15 protein-coding genes are annotated in these 16,991 nt (G+C 64.9%); 5 read left to right on the top strand and 10 right to left on the bottom strand.

The window, feature by feature from the left end:
- Window positions 1-165: 165 nt before the first annotated feature.
- Window positions 166-441: a hypothetical protein gene (locus tag J7367_RS10920; protein WP_057660457.1), complete on the bottom strand. Its 276-nt coding sequence runs from the start codon at window positions 439-441 to the stop codon at window positions 166-168.
- A 43-nt stretch (window positions 442-484) separates the two neighbouring features.
- A complete protein-coding gene (locus tag J7367_RS10915) occupies window positions 485-766 on the bottom strand; it encodes a hypothetical protein (protein ID WP_003486531.1) in 282 nt (93 codons plus the stop codon).
- Window positions 767-1,425: 659 nt separating this feature from the next.
- Here J7367_RS10915 and J7367_RS10910 point away from each other — a divergent pair.
- A complete protein-coding gene (locus J7367_RS10910) occupies window positions 1,426-2,520 on the top strand; it encodes a DUF3182 family protein (protein WP_057660455.1) in 1,095 nt (364 codons plus the stop codon).
- On the top strand, window positions 2,520-3,389 hold the full coding sequence (locus J7367_RS10905; RefSeq protein WP_057660452.1) for an alpha/beta fold hydrolase: 870 nt from the start codon (window positions 2,520-2,522) through the stop codon (window positions 3,387-3,389). The genes J7367_RS10910 and J7367_RS10905 overlap by 1 nt, the downstream gene beginning before the upstream one ends.
- 263 nt (window positions 3,390-3,652) lie before the next feature.
- Here the strand turns inward: J7367_RS10905 and J7367_RS10900 are convergent, their stop codons facing one another.
- From J7367_RS10900 to fabR, 4 genes are all read right to left on the bottom strand, one after another.
- The gene (locus J7367_RS10900) at window positions 3,653-4,450 is read right to left on the bottom strand and encodes a hypothetical protein (protein ID WP_057660450.1); all 798 of its coding nucleotides are present in this window, start codon (window positions 4,448-4,450) and stop codon (window positions 3,653-3,655) included.
- Window positions 4,451-4,672: 222 nt separating this feature from the next.
- On the bottom strand, window positions 4,673-5,896 hold the full coding sequence (locus tag J7367_RS10895; protein WP_033481525.1) for an RtcB family protein: 1,224 nt from the start codon (window positions 5,894-5,896) through the stop codon (window positions 4,673-4,675).
- Window positions 5,897-5,949: 53 nt separating this feature from the next.
- The gene (locus tag J7367_RS10890) at window positions 5,950-7,074 is read right to left on the bottom strand and encodes a slipin family protein (protein ID WP_057660447.1); all 1,125 of its coding nucleotides are present in this window, start codon (window positions 7,072-7,074) and stop codon (window positions 5,950-5,952) included.
- 1,660 nt (window positions 7,075-8,734) lie between these two features.
- Window positions 8,735-9,382 (bottom strand): HTH-type transcriptional repressor FabR, encoded by a 648-nt coding sequence (gene fabR, locus J7367_RS10885; protein WP_057660443.1) that lies wholly within the window; start codon window positions 9,380-9,382, stop codon window positions 8,735-8,737.
- A 92-nt stretch (window positions 9,383-9,474) separates the two neighbouring features.
- Here fabR and J7367_RS10880 point away from each other — a divergent pair, with 92 nt between their 5' ends.
- Both J7367_RS10880 and J7367_RS10875 read left to right on the top strand, forming a co-directional pair.
- Window positions 9,475-10,551: a ferredoxin reductase gene (locus J7367_RS10880; protein WP_057660441.1), complete on the top strand. Its 1,077-nt coding sequence runs from the start codon at window positions 9,475-9,477 to the stop codon at window positions 10,549-10,551.
- Between the two features lie 9 nt (window positions 10,552-10,560).
- Complete coding sequence (locus J7367_RS10875) at window positions 10,561-11,682, top strand: acyl-CoA desaturase (protein WP_057660439.1); 1,122 nt, start codon at window positions 10,561-10,563, stop codon at window positions 11,680-11,682.
- A 65-nt stretch (window positions 11,683-11,747) separates the two neighbouring features.
- Here the strand turns inward: J7367_RS10875 and J7367_RS10870 are convergent, their stop codons facing one another.
- Window positions 11,748-13,310 (bottom strand): EAL domain-containing protein, encoded by a 1,563-nt coding sequence (locus tag J7367_RS10870; RefSeq protein ID WP_057660437.1) that lies wholly within the window; start codon window positions 13,308-13,310, stop codon window positions 11,748-11,750.
- Window positions 13,311-13,691: 381 nt separating this feature from the next.
- Between J7367_RS10870 and J7367_RS10865 the strand changes: the two genes are divergently transcribed.
- Window positions 13,692-13,868, top strand: a complete 177-nt coding sequence (locus J7367_RS10865) for a hypothetical protein (protein ID WP_017158194.1) — start codon at window positions 13,692-13,694, stop codon at window positions 13,866-13,868.
- 230 nt (window positions 13,869-14,098) lie between these two features.
- On the opposite strand, the gene J7367_RS10860 is transcribed toward J7367_RS10865, so the two are convergent.
- From J7367_RS10860 to J7367_RS10850, 3 genes are all read right to left on the bottom strand, one after another.
- Window positions 14,099-14,608: a lipocalin family protein gene (locus tag J7367_RS10860; protein ID WP_015471471.1), complete on the bottom strand. Its 510-nt coding sequence runs from the start codon at window positions 14,606-14,608 to the stop codon at window positions 14,099-14,101.
- A 348-nt stretch (window positions 14,609-14,956) separates the two neighbouring features.
- The gene (locus tag J7367_RS10855; RefSeq protein ID WP_057660435.1) at window positions 14,957-16,477 is read right to left on the bottom strand and encodes a YifB family Mg chelatase-like AAA ATPase; all 1,521 of its coding nucleotides are present in this window, start codon (window positions 16,475-16,477) and stop codon (window positions 14,957-14,959) included.
- A gap of 15 nt (window positions 16,478-16,492) precedes the next feature.
- Window positions 16,493-16,771, bottom strand: a complete 279-nt coding sequence (locus J7367_RS10850) for an accessory factor UbiK family protein (protein WP_022560200.1) — start codon at window positions 16,769-16,771, stop codon at window positions 16,493-16,495.
- Window positions 16,772-16,991: the final 220 nt, after the last annotated feature.

Here is a 16,991-nt window from a genome sequence, read left to right as displayed (position 1 = left end):
TGCCGGCGATGGGGAGCGTGCGTCTGTGAACCGGGAAATTCCCGCGGAAAGCGCCAGAAATGGCGAAATTCCGAAGTTCCAAAAGCCACTCTTCGGAACGACGCCACCTTCCGCCCTGTCAGGTCTCGTTGTTCAGACCTTCCCTAGGCGGCTCCGGGAGGTCGGTCAGGCCCACTGCGGCTGGGCAACGGGCGACATGCCCAGTGGCCTGGCAGGCGCCTTGGGTGCGTGGACGGCATCCTGTGCGCTGCGGCAGGTACGCGCCATGCGGGCGGTGCGTTCGCGAATCAACGCGTGTTCGCTGACCGGCGCGCTGCCCAACAGACTGGCGACGTGGAAGCCAAGGATTTCCTCCGCGCGGTCGCCCTGGTCGCTGACGATGTGCGGCACCAACCGCTCCAGTCGTTCCAGCTCCTGCTGCACTTGATACGGGGTTTTCATGACGATCTCCAATGAAAAACAGGTCTTGCTGGGTACTGCGGACTCAACTATTGCGTGCGCCCAAGCGCTGCCAGCAATCGGTTGCCAACTGTTCGTAGTTGGACTGCGTGCTGGATGAAATGAAGTGGTGCTCCAGGCGGTCACGGAACAGGCGCAGACGTTCCTGGTCGCTCGAACGCGGGGCTTGCAGATAGATATCGCAGGCCATTTTCACCACCGGGGACAACTCGCTGAACTTGCCTGCGCCGAGGTTGCCCTGGGCATGCCGCGCCTGCCAATGCGCGATTTCGGCCTGTACATCGATGACGGATGGATCTCTGCTCATGACTTGGGGTGTTCCGGTATAAACAAACTTGACCTGCAGGGTAACTGCGGGTATGTCAACGATTGATCATCGAACCCGACCATTGCAGCACTTCGGCGGCTTGCACGCTTAATTGGTCAGATTGTTTGAGTGCATTTACACGCGACGCATGCAGGCGCGCGCATGTGGTCAACGCGCATCACGCGACGCGTCTGTAATCGCGTTGTCGAAGCAACGCGCTGGTCTCGTACGCGTTCCGATGTCACGACAGCAAGGCACCCGACCACCTTCGACCCCGCACGTGATCGCCGATCAGGCGAAAATCGCCTTTGCAGCGCCGCATTTCACGGAAGATTCTGAACCGCTCCACACTTATGTAACGTCTGATCATTAAGGTAAGCGGCGACGTAATGGAGCGAGAGTACCCAGGATGCAGGACAGCGAGACCAGTAGCCGTAAGCCGCATCATGCAAGCGGCACACCTGAAGCCCGCGTGTGGTGGCACGCTTTGTTGGAGCTGCGCGGCGGGCGTATCGCCATCAGTTTGATCGTGGTGTTCGTGATTGTGCTTGGCTTGTATCTGGCACTGAAGTAAGGCTCCGGCACGCCCGCTCCACGACACGTCCCTCAGCTGCGACCGAGGCCAGCAACGAAGCGCGATCAAGCCGCAGGGAGAGGTCATGTCACAGATGCACTACCGGCAGGTGCTTGGGCATGCCACGCGCCGGGTGCCCGAGCATGGCCATGAGCGGGCGACACATGCCTGGGTGTGTCGCGAAATTGCGCGTTTGCTGGGCGTGCGCGATGCCGGCGTCGCCGGCCATGGCGTCGTCGAAGCTGGAACGTTCCATGTTCCCGATGACACGCTCACCACCGCACAAGCACGCGAACTTGGTATCCACGGCGCCGGCGACCTGCTCGGCGGTATCGTGCCGCATGCGTTTTTGGCGACCAAGGTCATCGGTCACCCACTGATTTGCGCCGATGCGGCACGCACGGCGGGCTGGGATCAGGCGCTAGCCATATCACTGATTCCCGCCACGCTGCCGGGCTACACCGCGTTTTCTCGCCCCGATGCGTTGTATGCGTTCGAGGCGCTGTCTGGCGGCGGAGACGTGCGCCTGAAGCTACCCACCGGCGTGGGTGGCAACGACCAGTGGCGCATTGCCGATGCATGGCAGCTGACGCAGGTGCTGGACAGCCTGCCCGACACCTATCTAGGCACGCATGGCGGCGTGCTTGAGCGCAATATCTTGCAGCCAATGACGCACAGCGTGGGCGAGTTGTGTCTTGCTGGCGTCCAGATTGCGTACTACGGCACGCAATGCAGCGTGTCCAATGCGGACGGCAGCGATGTCTACGGCGGCTCGTCGTTGCGCGTCTACCGCGGGTCGTTAGAGGCATTGATGGCGACCGCCTTGCCATCGCTCGAGCGGCGGGTGGTCGAACAGGCGTGCAGCTACGATCGAGGCATCACCGCGGCTTATCCTGAGCTGCAGATTTCCCGCCGCAACTACGATGTGGTCAGCGGTCAGGATGCGGGCGACGTCCCGGTCTGCGGCGTACTGGAACAATCCTGGCGAATCGGGGGCGCAACCCCGGCCGAACTCGCTGCGATTGCCGCCTTTCAGCAAGATCCCGCATTGCAGTGGGTCAGTGCGTCCACTCACGAGATCTATGCGGGCGAGCCGCCGACCGATGCGCAGGTCTACTACCGCGCAACCCAACCCGGCCCTGGGCCGCGTTACAAATACAGGAGGATCTCTGCGACGTAATGGAAGCCAAACTTTCCAGTATCGACATTCCGGTCGGCAAGGACGCACTCAGTGGCACCTTGCTCACGCCCTCAGGCATGCCTGCAGTGTTGTTCGTGCACGGCTGGGGCGGCAGCCAACACCACAGCCTGGTACGTGCGCGCGAGGCAGCAGGCCTGGGCTGCATCTGCATGACCTTCGATCTGCGTGGGCATGAGGGTTATGCATCGATGCGCCAGACCGTGACACGTGCGCAGAACCTGGACGACATCAAGGCCGCGTACGATCAATTGGCGAGCCTGCCGCACGTGGATGCGCAGTCGATCGCAGTGGTCGGCCTGAGTTACGGGGGCTATTTGTCGGCATTGCTGACGCGCGAGCGCCCGGTGGAATGGCTGGCGTTGCGATCGCCTGCGCTCTACAAGGACGCCCACTGGGACCAACCCAAGGTCAGCCTGAACGCCGACCCGGACCTGATGGCGTACCGCCAGCAGCGCCTGCATCCAGCCGATAACATCGCCCTGGCCGCCTGCGCCGAATACAAGGGCGATGTGCTGTTGGTCGAAGCCGAACACGATGTGATCGTGCCGCAGCCGGTGCTGCACAACTATGCGCAAGCGTTCGTGCAGGCGCGTTCGCTCACATCGCGCGTCATCGCGGGCGCGGACCATGCGCTCAGCATCAAGGAACACCAGCAGCAATACACGCGTGCACTGATCGACTGGCTGACCGAAATGGTCGTGGGCCGCCGGATCGCATTGGCCAAGGAAGTGGTGGCCACGCGCAAGCAGCTGCTCAAGGATCAGCAAGGCACTGCTGCGACCTCATTGGAACAGGCCACTCCGGTATTTCGTGGCGACATCCGTGCGGTGGAGAAGACCGCAGGTTAGCTGTCCGGGACGAGGTGGCGCGTGCAAGGTCGATGGGGTCGTGCATGCGTCGCCTCATCGGCTTGTTGATGCCGAGCGCGCGTGGACTGTCGTGTGGGTTGCTCAACCTGGAATGCACGTCGCACCGATGCGCCTTGAGTGCCGCCGAGCGAGCAATGGAACTTGCATCGCTCCACCACGAAAAACGGGCCCCAACGGGCCCGCCCTGGTTCAACGCGTTGCGCTCGCCGCGGCGTTTATTACAGCGCCGCGGCGGTCACGCTTTAAACGCGCGGGTCGGTTGGGTGACGCGCGGCGGCATCGTGATGCTCCGAATCGAACGCTTCGCGCACCGCGTGCTTGGCCTTTTCCCAGCTCAGGCGTGAATTTGCCTTGAAGCGATCCCAGCCATCGCCTAGATCGCGTTCCAGGTGGTCGTCCCACTGGCGGCCGGCGTGCTGCTGGCGCGCCTGCATGCCATAGCGGTAAGCCGGGCGATAGTCGTCATAGGAATAGTCGGCATCGCGGTAGCTGGCGCTGTCGAAGCGGCCTGCGTAGTGCGTATCGCTGTCGCGATAGACAGTGTGGGTACGGTCCGCACGCTCCCATGCATCGCGTGCTGCAAGCCGGGCTTCGTCCCATTCCAGGCGCGATTGCCCGCGGTTACGCGGCCATTCGCCGGCCAACGTGGCTTCGGTTTCTTCCCACGTGCTGGTGGGGCGGGTCTCACGTGCCTGCAGACCGAATCCGTAGACGGTTGCGTAGTCGCGATCGTAGTCGGTGCCTTCCTTGTAGTAAGGGCGGTTGCGGTGTTCCTGGCGCCAGTATTCGGTCTCCACAGTGGGGTCGAGCCGTTCGGCCACGCCTTTGCCAGCCGCAGCGCCAGCAACCACGCCGGCCGCTGCACCGATCAAGGTGCCGAGCGGCCCGAACACCGTGCCTGCGAGCGCGCCTGCCGCTGCACCGCCGGCGATGCCGCCCACACCGACGCCGACCGGATGCGAACCGGGCGCACCGGAGATGGGGTCGCGGTTCAATTCCCTTGCTTCTTCCTTGCGTTCCTGCTTGTCGAGATTGCTCATACCGCCTCCGGTTATCTGATGGATGCGCCCTGTAGATCAGACCGCGAATGAGGCGCCACGATGGCGTCGAAAGAGTGAAACGCGCGTGCTTTGATGTGAGCGCCATCGCGACATGACTGAACTATGCGATGCAGTGCGGATGAGGTTGCTCAACCGCGCCCGCAGCGGTCTGCAACAAAAAAGGGCCGCTACTGCGGCCCTCTTCCATTCCACGATGGACATCTATCCCTTGATGCACACCACCTGGCGCAAGGTGTGCAGCACCTCGACCAGATCCTGCTGCGCGGCCATCACCGCATCGATGGACTTGTACGCCGCAGGCGACTCATCGATCACTGCCGCGTCCTTGCGGCATTCCACATGTGCGGTGGCCTGACGATGCTGTGCCAGGGTGATCTGCGCGCGTGCAGCGGTCCTGCTCATCACACGCCCTGCGCCATGGCTGCAGCTGTGGAAACTATCGGCGTTGCCCAACCCGCGCACAATGTAGCTGCGCGTGCCCATGCTGCCCGGAATGATGCCCAACTCGCCGGCACGAGCGCTCACTGCGCCCTTGCGGGTGATCAACAGTTCCTCGCCAGCGTGCGTCTCCTTCTGCACGTAGTTGTGGTGGCAATTGACTGCGAGCTTTTCCAGCTGGAACTTCGGCAAGCGGTGACGCATCTCGGCCAGCACGCGCGCCATCATTGCCTCGCGATTCTCGCGGGCGTAATCCTGCGCCCACGACACCGCTTCGACGTACTCGTCGAACAATGGCTCGCCCTGCATGAAGAAGGCCAGGTCCTTGTCGGGCAGATGGAAACCCAGCACGCGATGCGCCAGTTGCTCACGCGCGCGCTCGATGAAGTACGTGCCGATCAGGTTGCCGGTGCCGCGCGAACCGCTGTGCAGCATCACCCAAACCGCATCGGTTTCGTCCAGGCAGATCTCGATGAAATGGTTGCCGCCGCCCAGCGTGCCGATCTGGCAGTCCAGCTTGTCGGTACGGATGCGCTTGTGCTGCTGCTTGATCGCATCCAGGCGCTGCACCAGCCCGGACTGCGCAATGCGGGTCTCAATGCTGTCCGGCAGCTTGCGATGCTCGCCGCCACGGCCGTTGCCCACCGGTACGCTGCGCTCGATGCTGGCGCGCAACTGCGCCAGATTGTCGGGCAGGTCGTTGGCGCGCAGTGTGGTGCGCACTGCAGCCATGCCGCAGCCGATATCCACGCCGACCGCCGCCGGGATGATGGCGCCACGGGTCGGAATCACCGAGCCCACGGTTGCGCCCTTGCCCAGATGCACGTCTGGCATCACCGCGACCCACGGACCGACAAACGGTACCGCCGCGATATTGCGCAGCTGCGCATGTGCCTGTTCTTCCAAGGGCACGCCGCGCACCCAGCCCTTGATCGGGGTGGTGCTGCCTTCGGCGTGCAGAAATTCAAAGTGTTGCGATGTACTCATTGTTGTCATTCCCTTGCGGCAGTGCGTGGCAGATCCTTCCGCCACGCGCTACCTCATTGCCTGATCGTCACCAATTGCTTCAGCACGCCATCCAGGCCGCCGAACACGGTGAGCTTGTCGATCTTTTCGGTGACCTTTTCCAGCGCCTCCAGTTCCTTCAAACGCATCAGCACCGGGCTGTCCTCGATCAACTTGGCGGTGTTGAGCAACGAGCGCGTGGCATTGGCCTCTTCGCGCCGACGGATGACGTTGGCTTGCGCCTGCTTCTCCGCCTGCACGACCGCGTTGAGGATCTCGCGCATCTCGCCCGGCAGGATCACGTCCTTGACGCCGACGCCCAGCACCTCGATGCCGAAGCCGCTCACGCTGCCCCGCACATACCCGAAGATGTCTGCATCCAGGCAGGCCTTGTCGCCCAATAACTCGTCCAGCGTCTTGGCCGAGACCGCGCGCCGCAAGCCGTACTGCAACTCGCGATACAGGTAATCGCCGGCCTTGGCCACGCGCGTGCGCATCGCCACCGGATCGGTGACGCGCATGCTGGCGGCCAGGTTGACCCGCAACGACACCTTGTCGCGCGTCAACAGCTCCTGCCCGGACACTTCGACCGACTGCACGCGCAGATCGATCACGTCGGTGGCGATGTTCTTCTGGAAATTCCAGAACGCATACGCCCCCGGCCCGAACGGTGCAACCAGCTTGCCGTCGACGAACACCAGCCCCTGCGACTCGGCCGGCACGTCCATGCAGACCGCCACGCGCGACAGCGTGCCGAGCTGACGCAGCCAGCGTTGCACATCGGTGGGCACCTGCAGCCCATCGCCCAATGGCAGGGTCTGCACCTCGATTGCCGCCGGCCCACGCCAGTACAGCGTGCGCGTGCCCGGCGGCAGCACGTCGTCGAGCTTGCAGTTGCGGATCAGCAAGCCGACCTGCGCGGTGCCGATGTCGGCCGGCACGAAGTGTTGCGGCAGGGTGCTGCCGAGCGTGTCGATCAGCATCTCTGCATCGCGGCCCACGTAGGCGCCTTGCGTGATGGCGTGGACAATGACCTCGCTGCGACCCAACGGGTCGAACAGGCGGTAGACGCCGGGGACGAGCACGCGCTCGAACCGACGGTTTCGATACACCAGGCCGCGCTCGCCGTCACCGATCACGACCCGCTTGGTCCAGAACATGGCACTTCTCCTTAGGTTTGGCTCTGGTGGCCCGATCCGGGGCGACAGCCGTCCCGCCGCCCGGATCGGACTGCTGGCGGAACGTGTGCCGATGCAACGCGGCGTTGAAAGGTGGAAACGCCGGTGACGGCGGCCGTGCGGGGCGCAATGCGCTGTTGGCGCCTGCAAGTGCGTGACTGCCGCGGTGCGATGTGCTGCGTCGCGGTCGCGAACGGCGGAGCACGCGCGTTCAGGGCAAGGGCCCGGCAAGGCCGCCGCTGCTACAGGTGGTTAGGCGATGGGTGCCTGTTTGCCTGCGGCATGGGCGTTTCCGTAAGGGACTTGCGTCCCGTGGAATGACCGGGAGGTCATGCATGGAGCGGGATTCGAACCCGCGACTAACAGATTACAAATCTGCTGCTCTACCAATTGAGCTATCCAATGTGGGTATTCTGGAATTGAACCAGGCCTTCGGCCTTCGCCGCCGCTCCACCAGGAGCCGATACCCGTAACGAGAAACATGAGAAAGAGTTCGGTATACGCCACGGCATCGCCGCGCGCACCAGCTGGAATAAACTCCAGGCCGCTGAATATCTTCCGCCATGTTTCCGATTACCGTCTTATTCGGACGCTAATTCTTGTATGCGCATGACCACGCCCCACCCGTGCCCGGCGCTTTCGCGCCGTGCTCGCATGCAACGTCCGTGCTGTCGGGCGATCAGTGCCCTGGTGCCCGGAAGGTCATCCGCAAGAATCGGTGCGAACGCATAACGAAAACGCCCCCGGATGCAGCATCCGAGGGCGTTCGCTTGCCTCGGAGATCGGGTGACCGATCTCCTTGTCAGGACATCAGTCGAAGAAGGTGATGCGCACGTCTGCTTTCTTCGTGCGCACAAACGATGCCGCGCGGTGCGCGCTGGGCAGTCGATTGAATGTAGCGGAGTTGAGCACGAACATGAGGTCGATTGGGTGAAAGTGCAGGCGCGGCTGCCGAGGGCGCGAACATTACCCGTGTCTTTTTAGTGACGCAAGCACTTTATGCAATTATTTTTCGGATTATCTGTCTGGTGGTCCGATTCGAAGGTCGGAAACAGAATCAAAACGCGTAGCGGTAGCAGGCCATACCCATTGCGTGGGATGGTCGACGCAGGCGATTACACGATTTCGAAAGTCAGGATCAGGCGAGCCAACCCTGCGCGCGGCGAGCAATCGTCACGCAATTCAGGCGACGTGCTGTTGGCCGGTGCGGCGCGTGACCCATGCCCACGCTACACACTGGACGCGCTCACGCTGCGTGCTGCCCTGCGGGCTTTGTAGGCCACGTAAGCCTTCGCCTGCAGCGCTTCCATCGCTTCGAGAGAATGGGGCAGTCAGCTGCTTGGCCAAGGTGCCGCATGCGGAGCATTGGGCGAGGCGTGGCGCGTCGGTGCTGCGGGCCGGTTTTTCGCTTCGCAAAGAGGGCGATGTGCCGATGGCAGAAGGGATGACACCTCATCGCGCGTGGTGTGCGCCCGCATTGCGCCCAGTGACGCGTGGTCTGACGTGTTGGATCAGGTCGGCTCGCAAGGCCGATGCCGTGCCCGCCACGTCGCTGAAGATCCGTCGTCTGGCACGACGCCGACCGCCTGCGAGGTCCCTTTCACCCGTACGCCAGCGCGCGCGCCAACGTCAGTGCAGGCAATCAGCCAGCGTGCGTGCCCAGGGTGCGCGCGCCGGTGAGGATCATGCGCAGCATCTGCGAGATCTGCTCGATCAGCTCGGGGTCTTTTTCAGGCGGGGAATCCATTGCCACCGCGCCCATCGCAAACACCAGCCGGGTGATCGCCTTGGATACCAGGGCGGGCGCGTGCAGCTTGGCGTTGTCGGCCGCGGCCAGGCGAATCAGGTCTACGCGCAGCTCGTCTTCGAAATAGGTGAGTTCGCGCTCCACTGCCTGCTTGAAAGCGTCCGAGCCCACCGCGCCTTCGCGCAGCAGCACGTGCAGCAGCTTGTCGTCGGCGCGCAGCTGTTCCATGAAGGCTTCGACCGAGACGCGGATGACGCTGCGGTCGGTGGAGGTCGCGCGCTGACGCGCCTGGCCGATGATGGTGCGCAGCGAACGCCCGGCCAGGTCGATCAAGGCCACGGCGAGCTCGTCCATGTCGCGGAACTGGCGATAGAAGCTGTTCGGCGCGATACCCGCCTCGCGTGCCACTTCGCGCAGGCTCAGCGTGGACAGGCTGCGGTGCGGGCCAATCAAGGACAGCGCTGCAGCGATGAGATCTTCCCGTGAAATCGCCGGCTTGCGGGACGGCGACGCGTCGTGGGAAGGCAGGGCGATAGAGGTCATGGGGCTGCAGCCGGGCGTGGGCCTGAATCATAGCCCCTCCAGTAATATACAAGTGTATACACGGCTGTGCATGCATGCGTATAGTGCGACCCATGAACCTGGCATCTCCTCGTACGTCCAAGTCCCCGCTGCCGGCACGCCTGGCGCGCCGGCTGGTGTCGCCGCAGCTGTTCGATTTTTGGGCGACCCGGCTCAACCCGTTGTGGACACTCGAACAGCCGGTGGCGCGGCTGGTCCAGCGCACCCCGGCCAGCCGTGACGCGGTGACCCTGGTGTTGCAGCCCAACGGTCACTGGCGCGGCCTGCAGGCCGGCCAGCATGTGAGTCTGGGCGTGGAGATCGACGGCCGCCGCCTGTTGCGTAGCTACAGCCCCACGGTGCTGGCCGACGGCCGGCTGGCGATTACCGTCAAGGCGATCGAGGGTGGGCTGGTGAGCTGCTTCCTGGCGCGCGATGCGGCCTTGGGCACGGTGGTATCGCTAGCCCCGGCCTTCGGCGACATGCTATTGCCGACCACGCCTACCCCGCTCCTGCTGCTGGCCGCCGGCTCCGGCATCACGCCGATGCGTGCGTTGCTGCAGGCCGCCGCGCAAGCCGGCATGCCGATGGACGTGGACCTGCTGTATTGGGTGCGCCAGCGCGACGAAGCCTGCTTTGTCGACGAATTCGCCGCGCTGGCTGCGGCGCATCCGCGCCTGCGTGTGCAGCTGCTGACCACCCGCGAAGGCGAGACCCCTGCAGAACGCGTGGACACTTTTTCGTTGGACCAGATTGCCGCGCTGGACCAGCGCCATGTGATGGCCTGCGGTCCGGGCGGTTTTGTGCAGGCTGCGCGCGAACGGCTGCAGGGACGCGTGGCTGCATTTCAGGCCGAAGCCTTCAGCGTGCCGGCACTGGACGAGGCCGAGACCGGGCAGGTGCAGGTCCAACTGTCACGCAGCGGCCGTACCCTGACCCTGCCGCGCGGCCAGTCGCTGCTGGAAGGGCTGGAAGCGCAGGGCCTGCGGCCCAGACACGGCTGCCGCATGGGCATCTGCAATACCTGCGCCTGCCCGCGCCAATCCGGCACCACCCGGCATCTGTTGACCGGTGAACGCAGCAACGAACCCACCGCACAGGTGCGCCTGTGCATCAGTGCGCCGAGCACTGACCTGATCCTGGATCTGTAAGGAATCTTCATGAGCCGAGTCCATAACCATGCCTTGTCCGCTGCCGAACTGCAGTCGTTCGGCGACGAACTCGATGCCATCCGCGCGCGCGTGCTGAGCCAGGTGGGCGCCGCCGATGCGCGCTACATCCGCCGTATCGTGGCCGCCGTGCGCTGGACCGGCGTGGCCGGTCGTGCGCTGCTGTTCCTGGGCGCATTCGTGCACAGCGTGCTGATCCCGGCCTGGATCGCCGGCGTGCTGCTGCTGGCGTTGTCCAAGATCCTGGAGAACATGGAGCTGGGCCATAACGTCATGCACGGTCAGTACGACTGGATGGGCGACCCGCAGCTCAACGGCAACACCTACGAGTGGGACATCGTTGCCACCGGCGACAACTGGCGCAAGACGCATAACTTCAAGCACCACACCTACACCAACGTGCGCGGCATGGACGATGACATCGGCTACGGCCTGCTGCGGATCTTCCCCGAGCAGCGCTGGCGCCCGTTCTACCTGCTGCAGCCGTTCATCGCGGTGGTGTTTGCGCTGCTGTTCGAATGGGGCGTGGCGATCCAGGACCTGCGCCTGGGCCGTTGGTTCGCCGGCAAGATGAAGGCGGCCGAATTGCGCGCCTCGTTCCTGCCGGTCGGTCGCAAGATGGGTCGCCAGATGCTCAAGGACTACATCGTGTTTCCGCTGCTGGCCGGCCCGTTCTTCCTGACCGTGCTGCTGGGCAATCTGGCCGCCAACGTGCTGCGCAGCATCTGGACGTTCGTGATCATCTTCTGCGGCCACTTCACCGCCGATGCAGAAGTGTTCCCGACGGAATCCATCCGCAACGAATCGCGTGGCCACTGGTACCTGCGTCAGCTGCGTGGTTCGTCCAACCTCACCGGCGGCAAGCTGATGAACGTGCTGTCGGGTAACCTGAGCCACCAGATCGAGCATCACTTCTATCCGGACCTGCCGGCCAATCGCTATGCGCAGATCGCCGTCGAAGTGAAGCAGATCTGTGCGCGCTACGGCCAGCACTACAACACCGGCTCGCTGCCGCGCCAGTTCGGCCAGGTGATGTGGCGGATCGTGCGCCATGCCTTTCCGAGCCGGCCCAAGCCGGTGCGGCAGGGCAGCGGTGCATTGCAGAGCGCGTAATCGGATCGCACGACGCGTGATCGACATCGAAAGGCCGCCAATGGCGGCCTTTTTTGTTGCCGGGTTCACTGCGTCGCGCTGCGCGCCTGTGCGTGATAGGCGATGAAACCCGTGGCCGGCAACGCGCGCGAGAACAGCCAGCCCTGCGCCAGATCCACGCCATGGGCGCGCAGATAATCGAGCTGTTCCTGCCGCTCGACCCCTTCGGCGATGGTGCGCAGCCGTAGCGTCTTGGCCATCTCGATGATGTGCGCGGTCACGGCGCTGGTGGCCGAGTGGGTGCCGATGGTGTCCACGAACGATTTGTCGATCTTCAACGCGTCCAGCGGCAAGCCCTGCAGATACTGCAGGCTCGAATAGCCGGTGCCGAAATCGTCGATGGACACCGTGTGGCCGGCACCGCGCAGATGGGTGATGGTGGTGCGTGCCGCATCGATGTCCATCAGGCTGCGTTCGGTCGCCTCCACCCACAGCTGGCCGCTGTCCACCCCGGTGCCGCGCAACGCCTGCGCCAGCACGCCCTGCACGCGGCCGCTCTTGATGTCGTCGGCGGAGACATTGATGGCCACGTGCAGCGCTGGATCGGCGGCCAGGGTGGGGCCGAGTTCGCGGATGACTTCGGCCACTACCAGATCGGTGATCGGCAGGATCAGGCCGCTTTGTTCGGCCAGCGGGATGAAGGCGTCCGGCGGCACCAGCATGCCGTCGGGCTGCTGCCAGCGCACCAGCGCTTCGGCACCGACACAGGCACCGCTATCGAGCGCAATGATCGGTTGGTAGTGCACGATGAACTCGCCGCGCTGCACGGCGATTCCCAGCCGCGCCAGTGGCGACAGGCGCCGCCGCGAGACCCACAGCACTGCACCGACCAGCAGCAGCGCCGTGGCGATGCCAACCGGCACCAACTGCCACCGTGCCGCCGCCAGTGGCCCGCGCAGATAGGCCGCCGGCTCGGTGACCACCGCGGCCCAGTCGCCACGACGGTCGCGCCCGAACAGCACTTGCGACAGCATGAGATCGCCTGGCTCGCGCTTGGCCGTGGGGTCGATCAGCAAGTGTTCGGCGGCGGTGCCGGTGCTGCTGAGAATCTGTCCGTCCGGCGTGCCGATCGCCAGTTGCAGGCCAGGCGGAATATTGATGTCGGCCAGCGTGTCGGGGTTGATCAGGACGTTGTAGTCGCCCAGTTGCAACGCCATTAGCGGACGCTGCGGATTGGCCAATGGCAGCAGCCGCGTGGTCACCGCGATGCCGCGCTTGACCACGAAATCGGCCGTGCGCTGCGGAATGGTGTTGCGCAGTTGGCCCCATGACGTACAGCTGAGACGACCTTGTTGAAATCGCCCCAGCTCGACGATGTAGTGGCTGGTCAGCACCAAGGCGCGCATCTGCGCCAGGTGCGTAGGCGAGCACGGTGGCAACCGCGAGGCGGCCATGCTCAACAATATGCCATGCGCCTCGTCGAAGGCGGTTTCAGTGCGACGGATCGACAGCGCCGCCAGCTGGCTCAGCCTGCCCTCTTCGCGCACCAACGCCAGCCGCCAGGCCAGGTAGTAGGACAGGCCGATCGGCAGCGCTGCGCTCAGCAACACCAGCAGCACGGTGACACTGATGATGCGTTGGCGCTTCACCTCACCACCCGCGACGGCTGTGCTGCCGGTTCACGCGTGGCCCCTGCAGCAATGCCGCCTACGCAGGCTTTGGCAGATGGAAGGTGCACGCCAACCGCAGTGCGCGCGAACGTGGCGCACGTAGCGATTGGTGACATACGGCATGGACTGATGAGGCTGCACGTCGCGAATGTACGACACACGCGTGCATTGCGCGCGTTTGCGGAGCGAAGCGGCTGTGATTTTTTCCGATCGTCCTGCATCGCATCCTGGCAGTCGGGGCCGCCTGCGGATTCACGCGACTGCACGCAATGCCGCGCTAGGGTCGAGTCGTCTGCGCTCCCGCCTGGGAGCGACGGGACACCGGTCCCACGCAAGGCGCCTTTACTGGAGGAATCACCCATGACAACGCAGAAAGAACGCGTCGGCGGCACCGATGCGGTGCCGATCTTCAAGATGCAGGAAACAACACGCGACGGCGAGCTGACCAAGTACGTGGTCGGCGACACCGGCGTGGCGTTCGACAGCCTGGAAGGCGCACAGGCCGCTGCCAAGGATCTCGGCACGCTCGACGATTAAAGGGGACGGGAGCGCTGGCCTGCGCGATGGAACGGCCAAGGCCAGGGCGCCGGATCGCCATGCCGTTAGGCATGGCGATGGCGTGGGTGGGCGAGCCTCGTCTGTGTGGTCGTTGCGAGCATTGGATGCCTGTCGTCCCTTGGTCGGTGCATCGACGCCGCTAACGTTGTAGTGAGGCGCCGCGGCGCTGTGGTCGCCGGCCTGACGACGCAACAACGCGCCGGAATCGCCTACGGAAGCGGTTGCTCGGTCAGCCGCCCGGTGTGCGGGGTGTGGATCAGCGGCGCCAGGTCGAAGCCTTGTTCGCGCGCATGCGCCAGATAGGCCTGGGCGATGTTTTCGTCCAGCTGCGGCAACCGTGCCAGTAGCCAGAGGTACTTGCGATCCGGGCTGCCGACCAGTGCGGCGGTGTAATCGGCATCGATGCGCATCACCCAGTAGTCGCCCTTGGTAAAAGGGATCCAGCGCAGACCCTCGGGTAAGAAGGTCACTTCCAGCCGGCTGTGCGTGTCGTCGATGGCGCGCGCCTGGCCGATCGCTTCTTCCAGTTCGCCTTCCGCGGTAAAACAGCGATTTTGGACGCGCACGCTGCCGTCGTCTTCCAGGGTGTAGTGCGCCGACACATCGGTGCAGTCCGCATCCTCGAAGCGGGTCGGCAGGCGGGCGATTTCGTACCACGTGCCCAGGTAGCGATTCAGATCCAGCGAAGGGACAGTGGCGAGTTCGGGATGGTGGCTCATACAGGCCTCTGCACAATGGAGTGGCGCCTGTTGTACGTGTCGAGCCATGAAATGCATGTTGGGATGCGGCGCGAGCGGCCGTGCAGCAAGGACGGGCGTGCGTGAGAGCATCGGCTCGGTGCGTATTGGCGTTGGCACGATGCCGCTTGTGCGCCGATGCCGCGTGACCGATCAAGTGGCTGCATGCGATGAACACCGCGGCGGCGAATGATGTTGCGCACCGGCACCGGCACCGGCACCGGCACCGGCACCGACATAACGTCCTGACAGGGCGGGCGCTCTGCAGTACCGGGGTGGCACGCCCGCGCATGGCTTGCGGATCGCGCCCCGGTTGACTGGCCGAGCGCGCTACGCCGCGCTGGCGGCGCCAAGCGCACGATCCAGTTTGCGGTAGCCGATCGCTTCGGTGAGATGGCGTGTGGCGATGTCCGCGCTGTCGTCGAGATCGGCGATGGTGCGCGCAACGCGCAGGATGCGATGCATCGAGCGCGCGGACAGCTGCAGGTGTTCGATGGCGCGCTCCAGCAGCACCTGATCGTCGTGTTGCAGACGGCAATGGCGGTCGGTGTCGGCCTGGTCCAGTTGCGCGTTGGGCAGCGCGCCGCGTGCAAGCTGTCGTTGTCGCGCGGCGACCACGCGGGCACGTACGCTGGCGCTGTCTTCACCGGGGTTGCCGCTGCGCAGCGCCTGCGGAGGGAGGCGTGGCACTTCGACATGCAGATCGATACGGTCCAGCAATGGGCCGGAGATGCGGCTGCGGTAGCGGCGGATGCTGTCGCTGCTGCAGCGGCAGCGCCCGCTGCCATCGCCTGCCCAGCCGCACGGGCAGGGATTCATGGCGGCGACCAATTGAAAGCGCGCCGGAAAATCCACGCTGCGCGCCGCGCGCGCGATCGTGACCACGCCCGACTCCAAGGGCTCGCGCAACACTTCCAGGGTTTGCCGTTGCCACTCGGGCAATTCGTCCAGGAACAGCACGCCGTTGTGAGACAGCGAGATCTCGCCGGGGCGCGGATGCGTGCCGCCGCCGACCAGGGCCACGGCGCTGGCGGTGTGATGCGGGGCGCGGTACGGCCGTTGCCGCCAGCGGGCCAGATCCATCCCACGGCCGCTGATCGAGCTGATCGCAGCGGTTTCCAGTGCTTCTGCTTCGCTGGCTTCGGGCAATAGACCAGGCAGGCGCGAGGCCAGCAGCGTCTTGCCGCAACCAGGGCTGCCGACCAGCAACAGATGGTGCCCACCGGCAGCGGCGATTTCCAGCGCGCGACGTGCGTGCGGTTGCCCGCGCACGTCGGCCATATCGGGCAGGGCGCGTGCGCCGAGCGCCTGCACTGCCAGCTCGGCGGCGGGCGCTTTCTGGCTGCCGTTGAGCGTGGCGCAGACGTCCAGCAGGGTGCGCGCGGTGAAGGCTTCGACGTGCCCGGCGATGGCGGCTTCGGCACCGTTGGCGAGCGGGACGATCAGCCGTCGCCCGGCCTGCGCGGCCGCCAGCGCCGCGGGCAGCACGCCGTCGACACCGCGCAGCTCGCCGGTAAGCGCAAGCTCGCCGAGGAATTCGTAATCGGCCAGGGCCTGGCGGTCGATCTGCCCGCTGGCAGCCAGGATGCCGAGGGCGATCGGCAGATCGAACCGGCCGCCTTCTTTCGGTAGATCAGCCGGTGCCAGGTTGATGGTGATGCGCCGGGCGGGGAATTCGAACTGTGCGCACAGCAGGGCAGCGCGCACGCGCTCGCGCGATTCGCGCACTGCCGCTTCGGGCAGGCCCACGATCTGGGTAGAGGGAAGCCCGCCGGAGAGATGCACTTCCACCCGAACCTCAGGCGCATGCACCCCCACGCGGGCACGGCTGTGCACCAGCGCCAGACTCATGGTGGTGGCCTTCGCTCAGGGGATGGTGGGTGGTGCGGCAGGCGGCGCGCCGGGTGCGCGTGCTTCCAGTGCGGCGACGGTCTGCTCCAGCGCGTCGAGTTTTTCGCGGGTGCGTAGCAAGACCGCGCGCTGCACATCGAACTCTTCCCGGGTGACCAGGTCCAGCTTGCCCAGCCCGGCCTGCAGCGCCCCCTTGAACGTGCTCTGCAGTTCTTCGCGCGATTGGCGCAGGCCCGGCGGCACCAGGTCGCTGAGGCGGCGGGCGAGGTCGTCGAGCTGATTGAAATCGATCATGGTGTTCTCCACAGGTCCGTAGGAAGCCTAGTGCAGGCCGGGACACGCGGGACATCGGCAAGGCAGTCGGCAGGCGGTAAGGATAGTCCCATTCGGCTGTCGTCCGCGGTGATGGCGGCGCGCGGGTTGGATGAGTGTTGCGCCCGTCCACGGTATGCTGCGCGGCCGTCATGCCCTGGGACCTGCACCGATGAAAATGGGCTATTCGTAAAAGCGTGTG

Source organism: Xanthomonas sp. D-36-1, assembly GCF_017746155.1.
In the GTDB taxonomy this organism is placed as follows: domain Bacteria; phylum Pseudomonadota; class Gammaproteobacteria; order Xanthomonadales; family Xanthomonadaceae; genus Xanthomonas; species Xanthomonas cissicola.
This window is presented reverse-complemented; position numbering and strand designations above follow the sequence as displayed.